The organism is Lacticaseibacillus huelsenbergensis (assembly GCF_029726355.1).
Classification (GTDB): domain Bacteria; phylum Bacillota; class Bacilli; order Lactobacillales; family Lactobacillaceae; genus Lacticaseibacillus; species Lacticaseibacillus casei.
Map to the genome: position 1 here is coordinate 2,266,898 of NZ_CP120687.1, position 20,694 is coordinate 2,287,591.

Genomic DNA, 20,694 nt, shown 5'->3' on the forward strand with positions numbered 1-20,694 from the left:
CTATCAAAATGCAAACATCTAGCGCATGCAACCGCCCATGTGCCAGGACGAAATGCTGCGCATCATGCTGCCGTGGGCAATTCCCATGCCACCGCCATTGTTGAAGACTTCCAAGATAAACAAGGCGGCAAAGATGGCGGCAATGACGATTAACGTGACCACTAATGGCCGCCACTTATCTGATGTCATACGATCCGCCTCCTAACGAATTAAATTCGGATACTACCATTAGTATAACACCATGGCATCAATGACAAAGGGGATACGGACAAATCAGTCATCGCGTTCCCATTTAATTTTGAGATTGGTTTCGATCAAGTCGTCATCATCAAGGACGAAGGGTTCAACCGTGCTGCCGCCATCAGACTTGGTGAACTTGATATTGAAGACATTGCCGTCACGATAAACGACTTCCCACTTACCGTTACTTGGCGTGCCGTTATTGGTTGCCGTATAAGTGCCATCACTATTAAAAGTGAACGTTGCCTGGTCGCCTGATTCCCAGCGGCCCACAATGCCACTGGTGGAATGATTGTCGTTGCGTTTTGACGGGTCGGAAGGATACTGGCGTGTTGTTTTCGTGACGCCATTGTCATCATAATCGTCATCGCTATCATCGTCGTGGGTATTGCTATCCGGATGTGAATTTTGCGATGATGCGGAACTGGAAGATGTGGCGCTGGAAGAGGAAGCCGTTGCTGCATCTAAAGTTAAATCCGATGCTTGACCTTTTAGCGGGATCACCACTTCCCGTGTGAAATCTTTGGTTGTGCCGTCATGCGTGCCGCTGAGTTTAAGCGTGTAGACGCCCGGCAGTTGACCGGTGATGATATATTGCCCGTCATGCGCTTTGGCTTGCGCTGGCGTGCCGTTCAAAGTGAGTGTGGCATTTTTAAGGTTGGTTTTGACGACGGCATCGGCTGTCCCTAATTTGACTTTATATTTTGGAAAAATAAGCAGCTCATGGCCTGCCTTGACAATCTGAACTGTGCCGCTGGTCGACTTAGCCATAATCATGCTATGCAGAAGACTGCGATCGCTGCGGTTTTTGATGAGTTGCGCAAGGGGCTTCAAATCGTCCTCGTGCAACGCCGTCCCATCGCTGGCTACCGCGACTTCCGCCATATCATCGGCATCTCCACTGGTCATTTCTTCGGCCAGCTCGGTTACTTGCCGATCCTGACTGTAATAAGTCGCACCAGCAAAATAAGCGATTCCCAGTATTAAGATCACGGCAATCCCGGTTATGAGCAGCCAACGCCGTGGTGACCGTGGTGGGCGGCGACGTTCGGCAGTAGCCGTTGTGGAAGAAGCGGTGGACGAAGGAGTGGCAGGTGACGATTGTGAATTGGCTGCTTCTTTTTGATTTGTGCTTTGCGCCTGTTGTCGCGCAGCACGCAAATCAAAGCCGCAGTTTGGACAAAAGTCATCATCAGGGCCAATCGGTTGACCGCAGTTGGGACAAAATTTTAAAGATGCTTGCATGGATCATTCCTCCAAAGTTTTGATGAGTAGGGCAGCGATTTGATCATGCCCCTTTTGATTAGGATGAAACGTGTCGCGCGGGCCATTAGCCGCAAAGTCGGGAATGGCGGTGCCAGCCGGGCCGGTTACATCATCATGGCCTTGCCAGATCGTCGCTAAGTCAGCCACTGGCACGTGGTAAGAGCGACCGATCTCTTTGACAACAGCGTCAAATTTTAAATCCGCGGCGGCATACGGCCCGTTGTTCGGCGACCAGGTTGTCATGAGGATCAGTTGGGCGGTGGTCTTTTCCTGAAGCGTCGTCACAATGGTTGTGAGGGCTTGGCGGTAAGCAGCAAGGGCAGATGGTGTTGCACCACCCACAGCGTCATTGGTGCCAAACTCGATCGTCACTACGTCCGGCTGCTGCGCCACTAAGCTTGACAACGCCGGGACGCCGAGATTGGTGGCAGTTTTACCGACTTCAGCAATGCCTGCCTCAGTAACGGTTTTGCCGGTTAATTGCCCCAACTGCTGAGCAAAAAGCGAAGTGAAGCGACTGGCTTTTTTATCTGCAAAAAGCCCGACAGAAAGGCTGTCGCCAAAAGGTGCATAAACCAATGTATCTTTTGAGCGATCCTTCAATTTAGCTAACGGCGTCTGTGGTACCGATGATGCCTTCTGTGAAGCACTTACTTGGCGCGAACTTGCGGATGTCGATGCGCGACTGGATTTAGCTGCATGCCGTTGAACACCGCAACCGGCAGCCAACAGTAATAATAAAAGTCCCAACCCCACCCAAACTTTTTTCATAGAACCACCTTTTTTGAGTCACTGTTTCTCTGACTGCTTTCTTTAAGTGTATCAGAGTGACCTGTCAACGCAATGAATATGCAATAACAACGAATGACGGAAATTTCGGGACAAGCGAGAATCTAAAGTAAGCATTAAATACCGCCTGTTTTGGCTGATATCGTATCTTGCCGGCACTCACGCTTAGGCCCAAAGTTTGGTACAATAGGTCAAGGAATTTTTCACTTGGTTTTTCTGAAAGGACGATTCGTTAAATGGTAATGGATGCCGCATTAAAGGGTATGAACGATAAGCAGACTGAGGCGGTACTGGCCACCGAAGGACCGGTTTTAATTATGGCAGGTGCCGGCTCCGGCAAGACCCGGGTGTTAACGCACCGGATTGCTTATTTGGTAGAAGAAAAAAACGTTAATCCATGGAACATCCTTGCCATCACCTTCACGAATAAAGCAGCTCGTGAGATGCGTGAACGGGTAGGGAAGCTCGTTGATCCTGAAATTGCTCGGGATATCTGGGTCTCGACCTTCCATGCACTTTGCGTCCGAATTTTACGGCGAGATATCGACAAACTTGGCTATAATCGCGCCTTTACAATTGCCGATCCAGCTGAACAGCTGACGTTGGTTAAACACATTCTGGCGGATTTCAATTTGGATCCCAAACGCTACGACCCCAAGTCAATCCTGGGGGCCATTTCGAATGCCAAAAATGATTTAATCGATCCGCAGACTTATGCAGATGAACAGGCTAATAGTCCCTTTACCAAAATTGTCGCGGAAGTTTATGCGGAGTATCAAAAACGGCTCCGTAGCGATCAGGCGTTGGATTTTGACGATCTGATCATGCAAACCATCGTGTTATTTGAAAAGGACAAAGAGACACTGGCGTTTTATCAACGTAAGTTCCGTTATATTCACGTTGATGAGTATCAGGACACAAACGAGGCCCAGTATCGCCTCGTGCACATGTTGGCGGAAGGTTATCACAATCTTTGTGTAGTCGGGGATGCGGATCAGAGCATTTATGGCTGGCGCGGTGCCAACATGCAGAACATTCTGGATTTCAAAAAGGATTTCCCTAAGGCTCGCGTGATTTTGCTTGAGCAGAATTATCGCTCCACGAAGACCATTTTAAGTGCGGCCAATGACGTGATTAAGAACAACCTGAATCGTCAGGTGAAGACGTTGTGGACCGAAAATAGCAAAGGTGACAAAATCACGTATTATCGCGCCCAAAGTGAAACTGACGAAGCAATTTTTGTCATCCGACGCATCGAAGAAGAAATGGCCGAACATCATCGCCACTATGGTGATTTTGCGATTTTGTATCGAACGAACGCACAGTCACGGGCGATTGAAGAGGCGTTCGTCAAGTCCAATATTCCTTACAAAATGGTGGGCGGTCACAAGTTCTACGATCGTAAGGAAATTCGGGATGCGCTTGCGTATTTTCGTTTAGTCGTCAATCCTGAAGACGATATGAGTTTCACACGGATTGTGAACGAACCAAAGCGTGGCATTGGTAATACCAGTGTCGAAAAGCTGGAAGCATTTGCCAGCCAGCATGGGTGGTCGTTGTTGGAAGCAGCAGGCAATGCCGAACTCAGTCCCATTTCTGGCAAAGCGCGCGGTAATCTGGCGAAGTTTGGCAAAATGATTCAGGAACTCGGCACCCGCCGCAAAGATTTGAATGTTACGGACATGATGCAGGCTATTCTGGATGAAAGTGGCTATCTGGATGCGTTGCGGGCAGCACACACGCTGGAAGCCGATACTCGGATTGAAAACCTTGAAGAACTGCTATCGGTGACGCAAGGATTTGACGAACGCTATCAGCCGGAAAATGAGGACAGCGATATTTTCGTCGACTTTCTGGCTGAGTTGGCGCTGCTGTCGGATCAGGACGAAGTAGAAGAAGATGCCCAGGAAGTTACCTTAATGACGTTGCATGCGGCTAAAGGACTGGAATTTCCGGTTGTCTTTTTGGTTGGCATGGAAGAAGGACTCTTCCCGCTGAGTCGGGCGGCTATGGACGAAGGCGAGCTTGAGGAAGAGCGGCGTCTCGCGTACGTCGGCATCACGCGCGCCAAGCAAAAGCTATATCTGTCCAATGCCTATGCCCGAATGCTATACGGCCAGCGACAAAATAATCCGGCTAGTCGTTTTATTGAAGAAATCGATCCGGACTTGCTTGAAGTCGTTGGTGGCAATCAGCCGAAAAGCGATATTCCGTTTATTAACCGGACCGATCGGGCATTTAGTTCGCCGTATAGCCGCCATGCCGAGACCGCCGCAACGCCGGTGACGGTTAAACCAGTACCGACAACCGGCGCTGGCAAGACCAGTTGGGAAGCTGGCGACAAGGTGACGCATCGTAAGTGGGGAACGGGTACCGTCGTCAAGGTAACCGGAACGGGTGATGATCAGGAATTGGACATTGCCTTTAAAGCGATGGGGATCAAGCGGTTGCTAGCCGCGTTTGCCCCGATCAAGAAAATTGAATCTTGATGATGGGTTCGTGAGGATGAAGTATGGTGTTCAAGGAGGCTCGCCGTGTTAACAAAACCAGCTGCTCAATTTACGCTTGAAGAAGCCGAGGCGGAAGTCGCCAAGCTGCGCAAGCAATTAAATCAATGGCGTCTGGAGTATTACACCAAAGACGCACCGACCGTAACGGATAACGTTTATGATGATCATTATCGTGACTTGCAGGCGTTAGAAGCGGCATTTCCTAAATTGGTCACCCCTGATTCGCCGACGCAACAGGTTGGCGATGTGATCAACTCGGACTTTGCCAAAGTTCAGCATCCGATCCCTATGTTGTCGATGGGCGATGTCTTTTCATTTGAAGAACTTAGCGAATGGGATGCGCGCATGCAGGCTAATGTTGGGCATCCGGTTAATTACAATGTGGAGTTAAAAATTGACGGACTTGCCTTATCGCTTATTTATGAAGATGGCAAATTGGTCCAAGGCTCGACGCGCGGCGATGGTAACATTGGCGAAGACGTCACCAAGAATGTGTTGACCATTGATTCGGTACCGAAAACCTTGAAGAAGCCGTTGTCACTCGAAGTGCGCGGTGAATGCTATATGCCTAAAGCGGCGTTTGCTAAATTGAATGCCCGACAGGAAACTGAAGGCAATCCGCCATTCGCCAATCCGCGTAATGCGGCCGCGGGCTCCTTGCGTCAGCTGAATCCGCGCGTCACGGCCGGTCGGGAACTGGACACGTTTATTTACACGTTGATTGATCCTGATCGGTTTAACGTGAAAACGCAACATGAAGCGATTGCGTTCATGCATGATTTGGGCTTTACCACCAATCCCAGTTCAGAAGTTGCCAGTGATATGCAGGCGATTGATGCGTACATTACTAAGTACACAAGTGATCGCGATGCGTTGCCGTATGGAATTGATGGGATCGTTTTAAAAGTCAATGATTTGGCGCTGCAAGCCCAGTTAGGTAACACGGTTAAAGTGCCGCGGTGGGAAATTGCCTATAAGTTTCCGCCTGAAGAAGCCGAGACAGTGATCCATGAAATTGTCTGGACAGTGGGGCGAACCGGGGTTGTCACGCCGACCGCGGTGATGGATCCGGTTCAGCTGGCGGGGACGACGGTTTCGCGGGCAACCCTGCACAATGCGGACATGATTCATGATAAAGATATCCGAATTGGCGATACGGTCATGCTGCATAAAGCAGGCGACATTATCCCGGAAGTTTCGCGGGTGCTGGTTGCCAAGCGCCCGGCGAATACGCCACCGACACCGATTCCGGAAAAATGTCCGTCGTGCGGTCAGAGACTAGTGCACCTCGATGATGAGGTGGCGTTGCGGTGCATTAATCCGATGTGTCCGGCACAAATGCAGGAGCAGCTGACGCATTTTGCTTCGCGTAACGCCATGAACATTGACGGGTTGGGTCCTAAAATCATTGCGCAGCTGCAGGCCAAACACCTGGTGCGGGATGTCGCCGATCTCTACCGCCTGACTGCAACCGATCTGGCTCAGCTGGACAAATTCAAAGAAAAATCAATTAATAATTTATTAAGTGCGATTCATAACAGTCGGCAAAATTCCGTGGAACGCCTAATCTTTGGATTGGGGATTCGTCACGTTGGCGGGAAAGCCGCGCGAATTCTTGCGGAACATTTTGGCGACTTGGATCACCTGATGGCTGCCAGTCAGGAAGACATTGCGGAGATTCCTAATATTGGGCCGACTATTGCCGAAGCCGTTGTGACCTATTTCAAGACTGATACGGTACGAAAGCTGATCGATCAATTGCGTTCTGCAGGGGTCAACCTACGTTATACCGGTCCGACGCAGTCCGCGGTAAAAGATAGCTTTGTTTCCGGGAAAACCGTGGTCATCACAGGTAAATTTGCCGAGTTTTCCCGCCCGGATCTGACGAAACAGCTTGAAAAATTAGGCGCCAAAGTTACCGGATCGGTTTCAAAGAAAACGGATTTGGTGATTGTCGGTGAAGCAGCTGGCAGTAAGCTGACGAAAGCCCAGAAATTAAATGTTCCGACGATGGATGAAACAGAATTGTTGGCGAACTTGAAGAATTGAGGAACTTCATCAATGAAGAAATTTTTGACGTTAACCTTACTGACCGGTGCGATTATGCTGTTAGCAGCGTGTGGCAAGTTGAATCTAGACAGTAATAGCAGCAGTACAGGCGGCACTAAAACAGGAAGCTACCAGACAACGGGGACAGTTGATAACAGTATGTATCAAGGGGTTATCAAGAACGGCCGTTATCAGACGAGCAGTGCACGTGGTTTGACGCTGCAGCAAAATGACCAAGGCGACAACACCTTCAATATCAAGAGTATGGAAAGTGGCTTGCAGACGTTAGCCAAGAACCAGTTCCCGACTGATAAGTATTCTTTTGAAGAAGGGCAGCTCTTGAGCACCGCCACTGCCAGAAGCTGGCTGAAACGTGAATCAAAATCCAATGCTGAAGGCCTAAATCCGCCTGATAATGGGAAAAAAGATCCTGATACCCGTAACCCGATTTATTTGCAACAAATTCTTGAACAGGATTTCATGCTGCAAGATGGCAATAGCATGAAGTTAGGCGGGATTGCGATTGCGTTAGGCATGAACAAGGTCGACTATTATACCAAGACGGAATATGGCGCCCAATATCAGACAGAAATCTCCGATGAAACCATCAAAAAGCAAGGCGAAGCGATTGCGGCAAAAGTCGTCGCCCGTTTACGCAAAATGGAAAAAGTGCCGGATGATATTCCAATTGTGGTCGGCATTTATAAAAATGCGGAACAGGATAGTCTGGTCGGTGGTGTTTATGTCGAACATGCCACCAGTAAAAACGGCACCGATATCGGTTCATGGAAGAAACTGAATCAGCAAAATGAGGTTTTGCCGGTAGTCGGCGATCACAAGGCGATTAACAGTACCGTTTCAAATGATTTTTCCAGTTTTACGAATCAGGTAAAAGGGTTCTTCCCGACATTGGCTGGGATTACCGCTCAGGCACATTATGAAGATGGCAACCTAGCTGGCCTGAATATCACCGTTAATACCCAGTTCTATGGGTTGACCGAAATTCAGAGCTTTACCCAGTATATTTCAACTGCTGCCAGCAAATACCTTCCTTCAGGCGTTCCGATTGAAATTACCATTCAAAGTACGCAAGGCATCCAGGCGTTTGTTTCGCGCAGTTCCGGTGACAAAGGCTTTTATACTCATGTATTTGGGAGTTATTGAGGCAATCTTATGGTAAACTACGAATGAAAAAGAAAATGAAAGCGGGGATTGCATGATTTCTAAAGACAGTGTTGCGCATGTGGCCGGTCTGGCTAAGCTGCAATTTTCTGAAGCTGATTTGGAGAAGTACACCGATCAGCTTGCGGAGATTCTGGATATGGTCGAACAGTTGGAGCAGGTTTCGACCAAAGATGTACCGGTCACCACGCAAAGTATTCATCTGGAGAACGTAATGCGTCCGGATGTTGCCAAGCCAGCGGAACCGGTTGCCGAATTGCTCAAGAATGTTCCGACCAAGAAGGGTACCTTGATCCAAGTGCCGGCGATTATTGATAAGGAGGACGATTAACGCGTGGATTACTTTAAGACCAGTCTCGATCAGCTTCATGAACAGTTGCGTACTGGTAAGTTAACCAGTCAGCAATTAGTTGACGAGACATTAGCCGGCATTGACAAAATCGACCCGGATGTTGCGGCTTTTCTTGCCATCAATGCAGACGGAGCCAAAAAGCAGGCAGCTGCTGTGGATGCTGCCGGGATTGATGCAGGCCAACCGTTATCCGGGGTCCCGATTGCCATCAAAGACAACATCGTGACCAAGGGTGTGGTGACAACTGCAGCCTCCAAGATTCTGGCTAACTTTAATCCGATTTATAATGCAACCGTTGTCGAGAAACTCGCAGCAGCAGGTGCGATCAATGTTGGAAAAACCAATCTGGACGAGTTTGCGATGGGCTCTTCAACCGAAAACTCGGCTTTTAAGACAACCAAAAATGCGTGGGATTATACGCGCGTTCCAGGTGGTTCTTCAGGCGGTTCTGCGGCTGCTGTTGCTGCTGGTGAAGTGGTCGCTGCTTTGGGTAGTGATACCGGTGGTTCGATTCGTCAACCGGCCGCTTTTAACGGGATTGTCGGGTTCAAGCCGACATACGGCCGGGTTTCCCGGTGGGGGCTTATTGCCTTCAGCTCAAGCCTTGATCAAATTGGGACGCTGACTCGTAACGTTAAAGACGCGGCGCAGGTTCTGAATGTGATTGCCGGCCACGACGAACGGGATAGTACGACCGCTGACACGCCGGTTCCTGACTATACCGAAAAGATTGGCCAGGCGATCAAAGGTATGAAGATTGCACTGCCTAAGGAATACTTAGGTAAAGGGGTCGATCCGGCAGTTGCTGACAAGATCAAAGCGGCGGCCAAACAGCTTGAAGACTTGGGCGCCACGGTGACGGAAGTTTCACTGCCGCACACCCAATACGCTGTCCCAGCTTATTACATCATCGCCAGTTCTGAAGCTAGTTCGAACTTGCAGCGATTTGACGGGATTCGTTATGGGTTCCGCGCCAAGGACGTCCACAATATCGAAGACGTTTATGTTCGTTCCCGTTCCGAAGGCTTTGGACCAGAAGTTAAACGGCGGATTATGCTGGGCACCTTTAGTCTGTCTGCAGGCTTTTACGATGCCTACTTCAAAAAAGCCGGTCAGGTACGAACCTTGATCACACGCGACTTTGAAAAAGTCTTCAACGATTATGATTTAATCATTGGGCCAACGACGCCAACGGTTGCCTTTAAGATTGGCGAAAAAGTTACCGATCCGGTCACGATGTACATGAATGATATTTTGACAATCCCGGTTAATTTAGCCGGGTTACCGGCGGCCTCCGTACCGGCAGGCTTTGTTGATGGGATGCCGGTTGGGTTGCAACTCATTGGCAAGCCTTTTGCCGAAAGCACGATCTTCCAAGTTGCCGCAGCTTTTGAAGCGCAAAACGACTACTTAGCACAGATCCCGGGAGGCAAATAAGATGAATTTTGAAACGACAATCGGGCTTGAAGTCCACGTTGAATTAAAAACTAAGTCAAAAATGTTCTCGCCAGCACCGGTGACTTATGGTCAGGAACCTAATACCGAAACCAATGTCATTGATTGGGGCTTCCCAGGCGTCTTGCCGAGTATTAACCGCGGCGCTTACCAACTTGGCATTATGGTCGCCTTAGCATTGCACGCGGATGTGACCCGCGAGACTCATTTTGATCGAAAGAACTATTTTTATCCGGATAACCCAAAAGCATATCAGATTACCCAAAGTGAGAAACCGCTTGGGACAAACGGTTGGGTTGAGATTGAGGTCAACGGCAAGAAGAAAAAAGTCGGCATTGCGGAACTGCACGTTGAAGAAGATGCCGGTAAAAACCAGCACGAAGATGACGGCTATTCCTATGTTGACTTGAACCGGCAAGGCACACCACTGGTCGAAATCGTCTCTAAGCCGGATATCACCAGTCCGGAAGAAGCGTATGCCTATCTTGAAACGCTTCGCCAGATTGTGCAGTTTACCGGTGCATCCGATGTTAAAATGGAAGAAGGCTCCATGCGTGTCGACACCAACCTTTCCATTCGGCCAATCGGGCAAAAACATCTTGGCACTAAAACCGAAATCAAGAACCTGAACTCCTTTGTTCATGTTCGCGATGGGCTGGCATTTGAAGAAAAGCGCCAGCAGTCGGTGTTGCTTAGTGGTGGTGAAGTGCGTCAGGAAACCCGGCGTTGGGATCCGGATGCAAAAGAGACCATTTTGATGCGGGTCAAAGAAGGCGCCGATGATTATCGGTACTTTCCGGAACCGGATTTACCACCTGTCACGGTATCACAACAGTGGATTGACGAGGTTCAGGCATCGTTGCCGCAACCACCGGCAGAACGACGTGAGCATTACATCCAAGACTGGGGCATTCCAGCATATGATGCCGGCGTTTTGACTCAGACCAAGGAAATGTCAGACTTCTTTGAAGCCACCGTGGCGCAAGGCGCTGATGCCAAGCAGGCGTCCAACTGGCTGATGGGCGAAGTTTCTGGCTACTTGAACGCCAAGCACATGGAATTAGGCCAAGTTGCGCTGACTCCGGAGCATTTGGCAGGGATGATCAAGTTAATCGGTGACGGTACGATTTCCAGCAAGATGGCTAAGAAAGTCTTCAAAGAAATTATCCAACATGATACCGATCCTGATCATTGGGTTCGCGAAAAAGGCTTGATTCAACTGTCTGATCCGGCTAAACTAACCCCGATTATCACAGCAGTGTTAGATGATAACCAGCAAAGTATTGATGACTTTAAAGCTGGTAAGGACCGGGCAATTGGCTTTCTTGTGGGTCAGATCATGAAACAAACGCATGGTCAGGCCAATCCTAAAGTCGTCAACCAAATTCTGATGGCAGAGATCAAGAAGCGCTAATTCGTTTCCGTACTTGTGAACCATTAGCAAGTAAGCATACAATTGGTAAAGATTGACGGCGGTCCGGAGTGAATCACGGGGCCGCCGTTTTTCCGGTTTAGGCTAAGCTAAAATTTTCTGTCGCTATCAGATTTGGACATGCACCAACCGAATAAAGAGAACCCACAAGTTCGCAGCATTGCGCGTTAACTTGTGCACTGAAGGAGAGTCAATAAGCCATGAGAAAACGAGCGCGTTTGATTTACAACCCTACCTCCGGCAACGAAGGGCTAAAGCGTTTCGTTCCTGACATTTTAGATATCATGGAGCAAGCAGGTTATGAAAGCTCGACGTTCCAGACAACGCCGAAGCCTTTTTCTGCTCGCGAAGAAGCAAAACGCGCCACGGAAGCCGGTTTTGAACTAATTGTCGCGGCTGGTGGCGATGGCACCATCAATGAAGTTGTCAATGGCATCGCCCCGGCCAAGAAGCGACCGAAGATGGCGATCATTCCCGCTGGCACCACCAATGACTATGCGCGGGCACTGCGGATTTCCCGGGATAATCCGGTTGAAGCGGCACGGGTGATTTTAAAAGGGCAGACGCTGGCGATGGACATTGGTCAGGCAAACCATCACTACTTCATGAACATCGCGGCAGGCGGCTTATTAAGTGAGCTTACCTACTCAGTGCCGTCTGAAGTTAAATCGATTTTTGGCTACTTTGCTTACGTGATCAAAGGAGCGGAAATGCTGCCGGCTGTTCGGACGATGCCGATGAAGCTGGAGTATGATGGCGGCGTTTACGAAGGCCCGGCTAGCATGTTCTTTCTTGGTTTGACCAATTCGGTTGGCGGCTTTGAACAGATTGTGCCTGACGCTGCTTTGGGTGACGGTAAATTTTCCCTGATTATCGTCAAAACGGCGAATATGGCGAATTTACTGAAGCTGATGGCGTTGGTGTTTAACGGCGGGCGGCATGTCGACGACCCGAACATTGTTTATACCAAGACCAGAAAACTGAAAGTCAAAACCGGTGGTAATGAGACGCTTAAAATCAACTTAGATGGTGAATATGGCGGCGATGCACCGATGACATTTGTTAATTTGAAGCAACATATTGCGATGTATGCTAATCTGGATGAAATCCCGACCAAGAATCTTGGGACGGATGCGCAGAAGCAAAAGGATTACATGGCAGAAGTCGAATCGATCTCGCATCGTGATATTGATGGTGATGGTCAAATCGGCTCACAAGATGAATAGGATGACTAATTTGGCCCAACCAGCTGTTACCAAGAATCAGGATCTGGAAGTTACCATTCAGGATCTCACTTATGAAGGCATGGGCGTCGCAAAAGTCGCTGGCTTTCCACTGTTTATCGAGGATGCTTTGCCTGGCGAAAAAATGCAGGTGCACGTGCTGAAAGTTCAAAAACAATACGGCTTTGCCAAGGTGGTCAAACGTTTAACCGATTCGCCTGATCGAGTCGCGGGCGCAGACGGTGCTTATATTCGCACAGGGATTGCGCCGCTGTCGATTTTGGCTTATCCGGCGCAACTGAAGTTCAAACAGCGCCAAATCGAAGAACTTTATAAAAAAGCCCACTTAGCGATTGATGTTTTGCCCACCATTGGCATGAAGCATCCGCTCGGTTATCGCAACAAAGCGCAGGTGCCGGTCCGCATGGCCAACGATGAATTGCAAACCGGTTTTTATAAAAAACACAGCCATGATCTGGTGCCAATTGAAGATTTTCTGATTCAGGATCCTAAAATTGACCACGCCATTGTGGTTGTTCGGGATCTTTTACGAAAATACAAGGTGCCAGCATATGATGAGCGGACCAACCGCGGCGTTATTCGGAACATCATGGTTCGCCGCGGTCACGCCACGCACCAGATGATGATCGTCTTGGTATCGCGCACATGGCAGGTGCCACACCTGAAAGATATTGTCGAAGAAATTACGTTGGCGTTGCCGGAAGTCACAAGCGTTGTGGTGAATTTAAACGATAAACGGAATAATGTCATCCTTGGCCGCAAGTCAAAAACGATTTATGGTCAGGATTATCTTTTGGATAAACTATTAGGCAGCGAATTTCAGATTTCGCCGGTTAGTTTTTACCAAGTGAATCCGGTTCAAACCGAAGTCCTTTATACCCAAGCAATTGAAGCGGCGGGATTGACTGGCAAAGAAACCGTCATTGATGCTTATTCCGGTATCGGCACCATTTCGCTCACCATGGCGCGTCATGCCAAACACGTTTATGGCGTTGAAGTGGTTGAATCAGCGGTGCGCGATGCTCAGGCAAATGCCGCGCGAAACCATATTAAAAATGTGACGTTTGAAGTTGGCAAGGCCGAAGATGTGATTCAGAAATGGAAAGACGCTGACTTGCCGGTAGACGTCCTGATGGTTGACCCGCCGCGTAAAGGTTTGGACAAGAGCTTCATTGATGCGGTGGGTTACATGAAGCCGCCGAAGATCGTTTACGTTTCTTGCAATCCCGCAACATTAGCACGCGACTTGCAATTGTTGGCAGAATTCGGCTACACCGCCAAGCAGACACAACCGGTGGACATGTTTCCCCAGACGCAGCATATTGAAAGTATTACGGCTTTGACGCTCGATTAATTTTGGACGTAAGGTTTTTTATAAAGTATTTAACGCATAAGTATTCAGAAAAGCCAATCTTAGTGACGAAAATCGTCAATCTGAGATTGGCTTTTTTAATAGTGATTGCCTTATCTTATCATTAAAAATTAAATGGTTCTAAATCAATTATTGCTTGACACCATCAGCAATGGCGCATACGCTTACACTGTCGTTAATGGCTGGGACTTGCAAATTAAATGGGAGGGGATAACAAAATATTAATAACGTTTCAACTTTCGGTATAGGAATAGAAACGACTAGGAATTGCTAGTTTCCGAAAAGAATGAGCCTGTGCTTAATGATTCTCTAGACAACCGGATTTAGTGCACTGTCAAGTCTACCAGTTATTAGCGCTTGGCAGTCATCTCACCTGATAAAGAATATGATGTTAAGTATTTGTTGGGAGATTTGTGGAAGGAGAAGGACTTTCATGAAGAAGTTTGGCAAACGGGTGGCGTCCATACTTGGATGTGGCGTCTTACTTTTAGGATCAATTGGTCTATCTTCAAGTGCTTCAGTCGCTCATGCTGCTGGTGACCAACCGATTAGCGACGCGGAACTGAACCAGTACATTTCCAAGATGTCGCTTGATGAGAAAATCGGGCAGATGTTTGTTTCACGGACACCGCAAGACACAGCACAGGCACGTGCCGATGTGGCAAAGTATCATCTTGGCGGCTTAATCGTTTACGGTGCTGATTTCACGAGCGTGGAAGGATCAACACCGGAGGCGGCACAAACAGCCTTTAAGAACAAACTGCAGAGCTTTCAGGATAGTGCTAAGTTACCGTTACTGATTGGCGTGGACCAGGAAGGCGGCAGTGTTTCCCGATTGAGTCAGAACCCGTTGATTGCAAATGGGCGCGCTTTTCCGTCACCGCAAGCTTTATTCGCTGAAGGCGGCATGGCAAAAGTGACCCAGGAAGCGCAGCAGGTTGGTACGATACTTAAGAATTTAGGCATTAACTGGAATTATGCACCGGTCGCTGACAGCACGGCCGATACCGATAGTTTCATTTATCCACGCACGATCGGTCAGGATTATACGGCAACAGCAGATTATATTTCACAGGTTGTTCCTGCATGGCAAAATACCGGCATTGCAGCGACCGTTAAGCATTTTCCGGGTTATGGTTCGGCAGTTGACACCCATACTGATTTTGCTGTTGTGACGAAATCGGAAGAAGCATTTGAAAAAGAGGATCTTCTGCCCTTTAAAGCAGGCATTGATGCTGGCGTTGATTCAATTATGATTGCCCATATTGTGATGCAATCCGTTGATCCGGTTTATCCGGCATCACTTTCCAAGAGCGTTGTTACTGACCTTCTGCGTGATAAACTCGGTTACAAAGGGTTGATCATTACGGATGCGTTGGGGATGGGCGCGATTACTAAATTTGCGGCCAGCCATAACAACGTTCCGGTTGACGTTCTGGCGGTAGCAGCCGGCAATGACTGCATTATGAACGATGATTATGCGACGGCCATTCCGCAGATTCACCAAGCCGTCACCAGTGGTCAGCTCTCGGAACAGGCGATCGATCAGCATGTTTTCCGGATCTTGTCATTGAAGCGCAAGTTGGGACTTTTAACTGCCGTACAACTCGAAACCAAACAGGTGCGGGTCGACAACGTGGCTTATGACCAAGCGAAAAAGACCGCAACTGTGTCGGGCACCGTTGTGGATAGTAACTGGCAAACCGGCGAGCCGCTGACGGTTAAAGACGATCAGGGACATGTCGTTGCCACGGCTGATGTTGGAGCGGGCGGTAAATTCAACTTCACGATTCCGTTAACAGCAAAGGCGCAGCAACTGACCCTGACGACCGGATTGCCGGGGATTGAAGATGCTCAGGTGACAATTGAACCGCTACAAGCCGCGAAAGTCGATAAAACCGCGCTTCAGTCACTTGTGAACCTGGGCGCCGCCTATGCCGCCAATGATTACACCAGCGATTCGTGGGGCAAATACCAAGTTGCGTTGACTGCGGCCAATCAGGTTTTGACGGACCAGGAGGCGACCCAAGCTGCGGTTGATCATGCAGCGCAAACATTGCAGAAAGCCATTACCGAGCTTGTTAAAGCTAATGTCAAAATCAATAAAGATGCTTTACAGCAATTGGTTGACCAAGTCCTGGCATACGATGCTAAGCGATACACCACCAGTTCCTGGACAAAACTGGAAGCGGCATTAGCTGCGGCCAAACAGGTTCTTGCTGATAAAAATGCAACACAACCTGTCATTGATCATGCGGTCCAAGTGCTAAAAACGGCCGCAACCGGATTGGAAACACAAGTTAGTGGTGCCGGGCAGCAAAAGACAGTGGCCTTTACCGATAAAAAGTCGCCTAACAAAGTTCGCGGAGACAATAACGTGATGCCACGTGCAGGCGAAAAAGTGGTTAACGGACTTGTGATACTCGGTGTCGTGCTCATTTTGACCACGGCGGGTATGATTTGGTGGCGTAAAGCACGCGACTAAAATGATCAGATAGTACGATTGCTTCTGGCAAGTTGTTTGGAAGATATGTTAACAAACAAGAGGCTGGTTCATAAAGCCTTGTCACAATAAAAAAGGTGAACATACTCTGCAATGATGAGAGTATATTCACCTTTTATTTCCCTGAGGTAGTATGATGGCGTTATTTAAGATATGAGTGCCAAGGCGGAGCAATCGTAGGCCAGATGGGGCTCAGTGGTGAAATAGACTAACTTAGTTGATAGATATTGATCAGGCCAGATCAATATCTATCACTTTTTTTGTTAGAGTGAGCGTGAAGCCAACGCCGTAGATTACAACTTGGCATTTAATGCCGTGGGTGAAATTGGCGGGCTTCATTGATCCTGAGAGTCTGGTCGCAGTCTAATGGGCGCTTTGACGCCGTGTATTGAAAAGTAGATGACCAGGATCCAAAAATTTGAAGGGTGGTAATTACATGCGTATTGCAATTGGTCTGGATGTGAGTTCTAAACAGACTTCTGTTTCGGTTGTGGCGGAACCACAACGAGAAGTCGATTCTTGCACCATTACTAATGATTTACTGGGTTTTGACAAGTTGCTTAAGTTAATCCATCAATACTCAGATCAGGATACTGAACAGATCCCTGAAGTGGTCTTTGAAGCGACCGGTGTCTACTCGCGGCGACTCAAGCATTTTCTGGAGATACATGCAGTTCCCTACATGCAGCTTAATCCGCTTCAAGCCAAGCATGATTTATCAATGATCAAGGGACTTCACGGGAGAAAGACTGATCGCATGGATGCACTCGGCCTCTCACAAAGTCAGTTGATCTTGAATCGTAGTAAATCGTTTGTCGAGGATCCAGTGTACATGGCCTTGAAAGACTTAGATCGCACTTATCAAGAGGCAGTTCAGGATTTAGTGACGAACAAAAATCGCCTATATCGATACCTGCAGTTAACTTTTCCCGAGTTGGAACACGTTACAGGAACGACTGATGGTATTTTCTATTGGCGGCTTGTCCAAACATTCCCACATCCACAGATATTGTTAAAGTCTCGTCAGAACTTCGATGCTTTTGTGGAAACACTGCGGCATCTAACGCCGTACCCGACATCCGAACAACGGGCGAAATCAATTGCGGACAAGCTTGGCAAAGTAGCACTGACGGCCGCTCCAGCCGTCTCGGCAGTACCAGTTGAGTTAGAACAGGTTCAATACATTGCGGGTGAGCTAATCAGGCTCTCAGCACGGCGTAAACATTTGATTAAGGAAATGTGCTCTCTAGCTATTCCGCTACCCGAGCTAAAAATCTTTGAATCCTTACCTGGCATTGGGGTAACCTCCGCCGTAACTTTGTTAGCAGAACTTGGCGATTTAACCCGTTTCAAGAAAAGCAATCAGGTTAATGCTTACGTAGGCATTGATCTTCGTCATTATGAATCAGGTGACTATACGGCAAGCGATCATATCTCAAAGCGCGGTAATCCATACGCTCGTAAGATTCTCTATCGCGTGATCAATTGCATGGTTTCCTCTGCGGCCAGATCCAACAAACCCAACCATATCGTTGATTATTACAAAAAGAAAAAGCAATCTTCTTCGGCGGTCGGAACCAAGAAGATTGCCATTGCATCTGTTTCACGTCTCATCAGGACACTCTACAGTTTAGTTATTAACAATCAGACCTATGTCTATCGCATCGCAACTAAAGGCCGATAGGCAACATCTGATTCAACACTTATTCTAACAACCTCCGTCAAAAAATGAAATACCGAAGGCTTAGTTTAGTGTACTCAAATTTTTAGATCATGGCGTTATCGATACGCCACAAGAAAACCGCAAGAACACTGAAAAACCTAATGAATGAGACTTGACTTCTGGTAGAAAATTGTACTAGCCGGGCGATCTTCCCGGCGTAGTACAAGGCCGAGCTTAGAGACTCTGCCGGTTTTGCAGAGGCTCTAAGTCGTGCCCACCCCTCTAGCTTCGCGGTCGCCAGCCCTCATCTGGCCGGAGATTGCGGAGTTTGGCACGGCCGGGAACTTATTGTCTAAGATTTTTGGGCAAACCATGATAACCCCCTAAATATTTGCTCATTCGTGTTGCCATTTTCCGCTCGTTTCCATTATCATCAGTAGCAGTGACATGAAATGGGGGAGTATTGTGCAACATAAGACCTTGGCCATGAAGTGGTTGTTTTTGGGATCACTGATTACCAATACGGGTATTAGCCTGATTTGGCCGTTAACAACGATTTACATGCATGAATATTTGGGTGAGTCGCTGACTGTGGCTGGCATCGTTTTGTTTTTGAACTCGATGTTTATGGTTGTGGGCAATAGTCTCGGCGGCTGGTTATTTGATCATTGGCAACCTTATGGCACCATTTTGGCCGGGATCGGCTTGAATCTTGGCGCAACCGCTTTGCTGATATTCTTTCACGGGTGGCCGGCCTATCCATTGCTGTTAGTCATCTCCGGTTTAGGCAGCGGGGTGACAGCCACAGCCATCAATTCTTATGCGACGCGCATTCGGGACAAGCGCCCGAGTGTTGTGTTTAACGTACTCTATTTTACGTCAAATCTTGGCCTTGTCATCGGCACCCTGATTGTCGGCTTTGTTTTACCTTATGGCATTGCCATGGTCTTTGCGTTGGCGGCCGGTTTATTTGCCATCTTTTTGGTAGTCGCACTGTGGCACTATCGCATTGAAAAGGTGACCATCACGGCGTCTGCCAAGCAAGTGACCCAAGAAGGCCGGAATCCGGCGCGACCACGTCTGGTGATGTTAATGGTGACGTTATTTGTAACATGGTTGATGTACGAACAGTGGCAGAGTAACATTTCTGCCTTTATGCTAAGTGAAGGGCTCACGATTAAGGATTACAGTTTCTTATGGACCATCAACGCGTTATTGATTGTGTTGTTCCAACCGATTTTGACAGCATTTGATCGATGGTTGTTGAAACACATTCGGTTACGCTTGGTCGTTGGCTTTATCTTGTTTGCCGGATCGTTTTTGATTTTATTGAACGGATCCGGTGCCTATCTGACGTTCATTATTGCGATGATCGTTTTGACGGTAGGAGAAGTTCTGGCTTTGCCGGCGGTTTCGACTTATGTGACGTTGTTTACGCCGCTTGTGCAACAAGGCCGTTATCAAGGGCTGATTCAAGGATTTGCCTCCGCGGGCCGGGCTTTGGGACCGTTGTTGGGCGCGATGATTATTGAAGGAACCAGCAGTTATCGCCTGCTCTTCGTCAGTGCGACGGGGTTGATTCTTTTGGCAGCATTAGGCTTTGCCCTCACGGTTCGGGAGAGCATTCCTGCGCTGAATGATCCGTTACATCCAGCGGCGCATAGCAGATAGTGCTTGACAAGGTCAGTTGCCGCTTGAAGTGATGAGGGTGCGATGTTTCCGGTTGCCTTTTTGAAAATGTCCGATTCATCCTGATCGGGAAGGGAGATTTTTTCTTGCGCTATCGTTTGATTTTGAGTGATATTGATGGCACGTTGCTGAATTCGCAACATCAACTGACGGCGGGGGTTAAGCAGGCAATTCAGGCTTATGTTGCTGCAGGTGGGATTTTCGTCTTGGCGTCGGCACGCCCTCCGTTGGCGATGACTGCGCTGGCCCGCCAAATGGGATTGGCAGTGCCGCTGGTCAGTCTGAACGGTGCTTTGATTGGCCGGCCAGAAGGTGAGCAATTTCGGATATTAGCGGCAACCTCATGGCCGGAAGGAGTTGGCCCCCGCGTCTATCACGCCTTATCGACGCTTCCTTTAAGCTTGAATGTATTCAGTGGCACGCACTGGTATGTTGCTGCTTTTGACAAATGGACCGATCAGGAAGCCGCAATCACTGATATAATGCCAACAACCGCACCGATACGGGACATGTTGCGTGATAACTTGTCGGTGCAGAAAATGCTATGCATGGGCGATCCGTCTATGGTGGATCGTGCCGAGAAAATCATTTTGGCACATCCGGAATGGCAGCTGGTTGCCAGCCGGTCGAAGGCAACTTATCTGGAAATTGTGCGGCAAGGGGTTTCGAAAAAATCGGCGTTGCAAACCCTGAGCTCATTGTATAACGTTCCGATACAGGAGACGATGGCACTGGGCGATGGTGAAAATGATCTACCCATGTTGCAGGCCGCTGGACTAGGCGTAACCTTAGCCAATGCCTTGCCACAAGTGTCAGCTGTCATTAAAACAGTTGTACCTGATAATGATCACGATGGCGCCGCCGTTGCGATTCAACGGTACGCCATGGGTGAAACATAATAAAAACCCCTCAACTTCGGAAGTCATGAAGTTGAAGGGCTTTATTTAA

General features: G+C 48.5%; 15 protein-coding genes. 12 read left to right on the top strand and 3 right to left on the bottom strand.

Annotation, left to right across the window (positions count from 1 at the left end; all coding sequences use genetic code 11):
* Positions 1-18: 18 nt before the first annotated feature.
* The 3 genes from LHUE1_RS10480 to LHUE1_RS10490 form a co-directional block, all read right to left on the bottom strand.
* Complete coding sequence (locus LHUE1_RS10480) at positions 19-189, bottom strand: hypothetical protein (RefSeq protein WP_049169979.1); 171 nt, start codon at positions 187-189, stop codon at positions 19-21.
* Positions 190-273: 84 nt separating this feature from the next.
* Positions 274-1,485, bottom strand: coding sequence for a DUF3619 family protein (locus tag LHUE1_RS10485; protein ID WP_217774581.1), 1,212 nt, complete (start codon positions 1,483-1,485; stop codon positions 274-276).
* Positions 1,486-1,488: 3 nt separating this feature from the next.
* Positions 1,489-2,277 carry an SGNH/GDSL hydrolase family protein gene (locus LHUE1_RS10490; RefSeq protein ID WP_049169982.1) on the bottom strand — a complete coding sequence of 263 codons (789 nt, stop codon included), beginning with the start codon at positions 2,275-2,277 and terminating at the stop codon, positions 1,489-1,491.
* A 254-nt stretch (positions 2,278-2,531) separates the two neighbouring features.
* On the opposite strand from LHUE1_RS10490, the gene pcrA reads away from it, so the two are divergent.
* The 12 genes from pcrA to LHUE1_RS10550 all read left to right on the top strand — a co-directional run bounded on the left by pcrA (position 2,532) and on the right by LHUE1_RS10550 (position 20,645).
* Positions 2,532-4,784, top strand: a complete 2,253-nt coding sequence (pcrA, locus tag LHUE1_RS10495; protein ID WP_049169984.1) for a DNA helicase PcrA — start codon at positions 2,532-2,534, stop codon at positions 4,782-4,784.
* Between the two features lie 45 nt (positions 4,785-4,829).
* Positions 4,830-6,854: an NAD-dependent DNA ligase LigA gene (gene ligA / locus LHUE1_RS10500; RefSeq protein ID WP_277848329.1), complete on the top strand. Its 2,025-nt coding sequence runs from the start codon at positions 4,830-4,832 to the stop codon at positions 6,852-6,854.
* 12 nt (positions 6,855-6,866) lie between these two features.
* Positions 6,867-8,018 (top strand): CamS family sex pheromone protein, encoded by a 1,152-nt coding sequence (locus LHUE1_RS10505; RefSeq protein WP_025012942.1) that lies wholly within the window; start codon positions 6,867-6,869, stop codon positions 8,016-8,018.
* Between the two features lie 52 nt (positions 8,019-8,070).
* Positions 8,071-8,367: an Asp-tRNA(Asn)/Glu-tRNA(Gln) amidotransferase subunit GatC gene (gene gatC / locus LHUE1_RS10510; RefSeq protein ID WP_049169987.1), complete on the top strand. Its 297-nt coding sequence runs from the start codon at positions 8,071-8,073 to the stop codon at positions 8,365-8,367.
* 3 nt (positions 8,368-8,370) lie between these two features.
* Positions 8,371-9,825, top strand: a complete 1,455-nt coding sequence (gene gatA / locus LHUE1_RS10515; RefSeq protein ID WP_049169989.1) for an Asp-tRNA(Asn)/Glu-tRNA(Gln) amidotransferase subunit GatA — start codon at positions 8,371-8,373, stop codon at positions 9,823-9,825.
* A gap of 1 nt (position 9,826) precedes the next feature.
* A complete protein-coding gene (gene gatB / locus LHUE1_RS10520; RefSeq protein WP_217774580.1) occupies positions 9,827-11,257 on the top strand; it encodes an Asp-tRNA(Asn)/Glu-tRNA(Gln) amidotransferase subunit GatB in 1,431 nt (476 codons plus the stop codon).
* A 218-nt stretch (positions 11,258-11,475) separates the two neighbouring features.
* Positions 11,476-12,501: a diacylglycerol kinase gene (locus LHUE1_RS10525; RefSeq protein ID WP_049169994.1), complete on the top strand. Its 1,026-nt coding sequence runs from the start codon at positions 11,476-11,478 to the stop codon at positions 12,499-12,501.
* 1 nt (position 12,502) lies between these two features.
* Complete coding sequence (gene rlmD / locus LHUE1_RS10530) at positions 12,503-13,873, top strand: 23S rRNA (uracil(1939)-C(5))-methyltransferase RlmD (RefSeq protein ID WP_303246129.1); 1,371 nt, start codon at positions 12,503-12,505, stop codon at positions 13,871-13,873.
* Positions 13,874-14,324: 451 nt separating this feature from the next.
* Complete coding sequence (locus tag LHUE1_RS10535) at positions 14,325-16,376, top strand: glycoside hydrolase family 3 N-terminal domain-containing protein (RefSeq protein ID WP_065425666.1); 2,052 nt, start codon at positions 14,325-14,327, stop codon at positions 16,374-16,376.
* 454 nt (positions 16,377-16,830) lie between these two features.
* A complete protein-coding gene (locus LHUE1_RS10540; RefSeq protein WP_213291551.1) occupies positions 16,831-18,078 on the top strand; it encodes an IS110 family RNA-guided transposase in 1,248 nt (415 codons plus the stop codon).
* Between the two features lie 426 nt (positions 18,079-18,504).
* The gene (locus tag LHUE1_RS10545) at positions 18,505-19,728 is read left to right on the top strand and encodes an MDR family MFS transporter (protein WP_241484837.1); all 1,224 of its coding nucleotides are present in this window, start codon (positions 18,505-18,507) and stop codon (positions 19,726-19,728) included.
* Between the two features lie 104 nt (positions 19,729-19,832).
* Positions 19,833-20,645 (top strand): Cof-type HAD-IIB family hydrolase, encoded by an 813-nt coding sequence (locus tag LHUE1_RS10550; RefSeq protein ID WP_049173005.1) that lies wholly within the window; start codon positions 19,833-19,835, stop codon positions 20,643-20,645.
* Positions 20,646-20,694 lie beyond the last annotated feature (49 nt).

Excerpts from the sequence above, each read along its gene's own strand:
- LHUE1_RS10485 (WP_217774581.1), bottom strand. The coding sequence starts at position 1,485 with ATGCAAGCATCTTTAAAATTTTGTCCCAACTGCGGTCAACCGATTGGC.
- pcrA (WP_049169984.1), top strand. The coding sequence starts at position 2,532 with ATGGTAATGGATGCCGCATTAAAGGGTATGAACGATAAGCAGACTGAG.
- rlmD (WP_303246129.1), top strand. The coding sequence starts at position 12,503 with ATGACTAATTTGGCCCAACCAGCTGTTACCAAGAATCAGGATCTGGAA.
- LHUE1_RS10545 (WP_241484837.1), top strand. The coding sequence starts at position 18,505 with ATGAAATGGGGGAGTATTGTGCAACATAAGACCTTGGCCATGAAGTGG.
- LHUE1_RS10535 (WP_065425666.1), top strand. The coding sequence starts at position 14,325 with ATGAAGAAGTTTGGCAAACGGGTGGCGTCCATACTTGGATGTGGCGTC.
- LHUE1_RS10505 (WP_025012942.1), top strand. The coding sequence starts at position 6,867 with ATGAAGAAATTTTTGACGTTAACCTTACTGACCGGTGCGATTATGCTG.
- gatC (WP_049169987.1), top strand. The coding sequence starts at position 8,071 with ATGATTTCTAAAGACAGTGTTGCGCATGTGGCCGGTCTGGCTAAGCTG.
- LHUE1_RS10540 (WP_213291551.1), top strand. The coding sequence starts at position 16,831 with ATGCGTATTGCAATTGGTCTGGATGTGAGTTCTAAACAGACTTCTGTT.
- gatB (WP_217774580.1), top strand. The coding sequence starts at position 9,827 with ATGAATTTTGAAACGACAATCGGGCTTGAAGTCCACGTTGAATTAAAA.
- LHUE1_RS10525 (WP_049169994.1), top strand. The coding sequence starts at position 11,476 with ATGAGAAAACGAGCGCGTTTGATTTACAACCCTACCTCCGGCAACGAA.
- LHUE1_RS10480 (WP_049169979.1), bottom strand. The coding sequence starts at position 189 with ATGACATCAGATAAGTGGCGGCCATTAGTGGTCACGTTAATCGTCATT.
- LHUE1_RS10490 (WP_049169982.1), bottom strand. The coding sequence starts at position 2,277 with ATGAAAAAAGTTTGGGTGGGGTTGGGACTTTTATTATTACTGTTGGCT.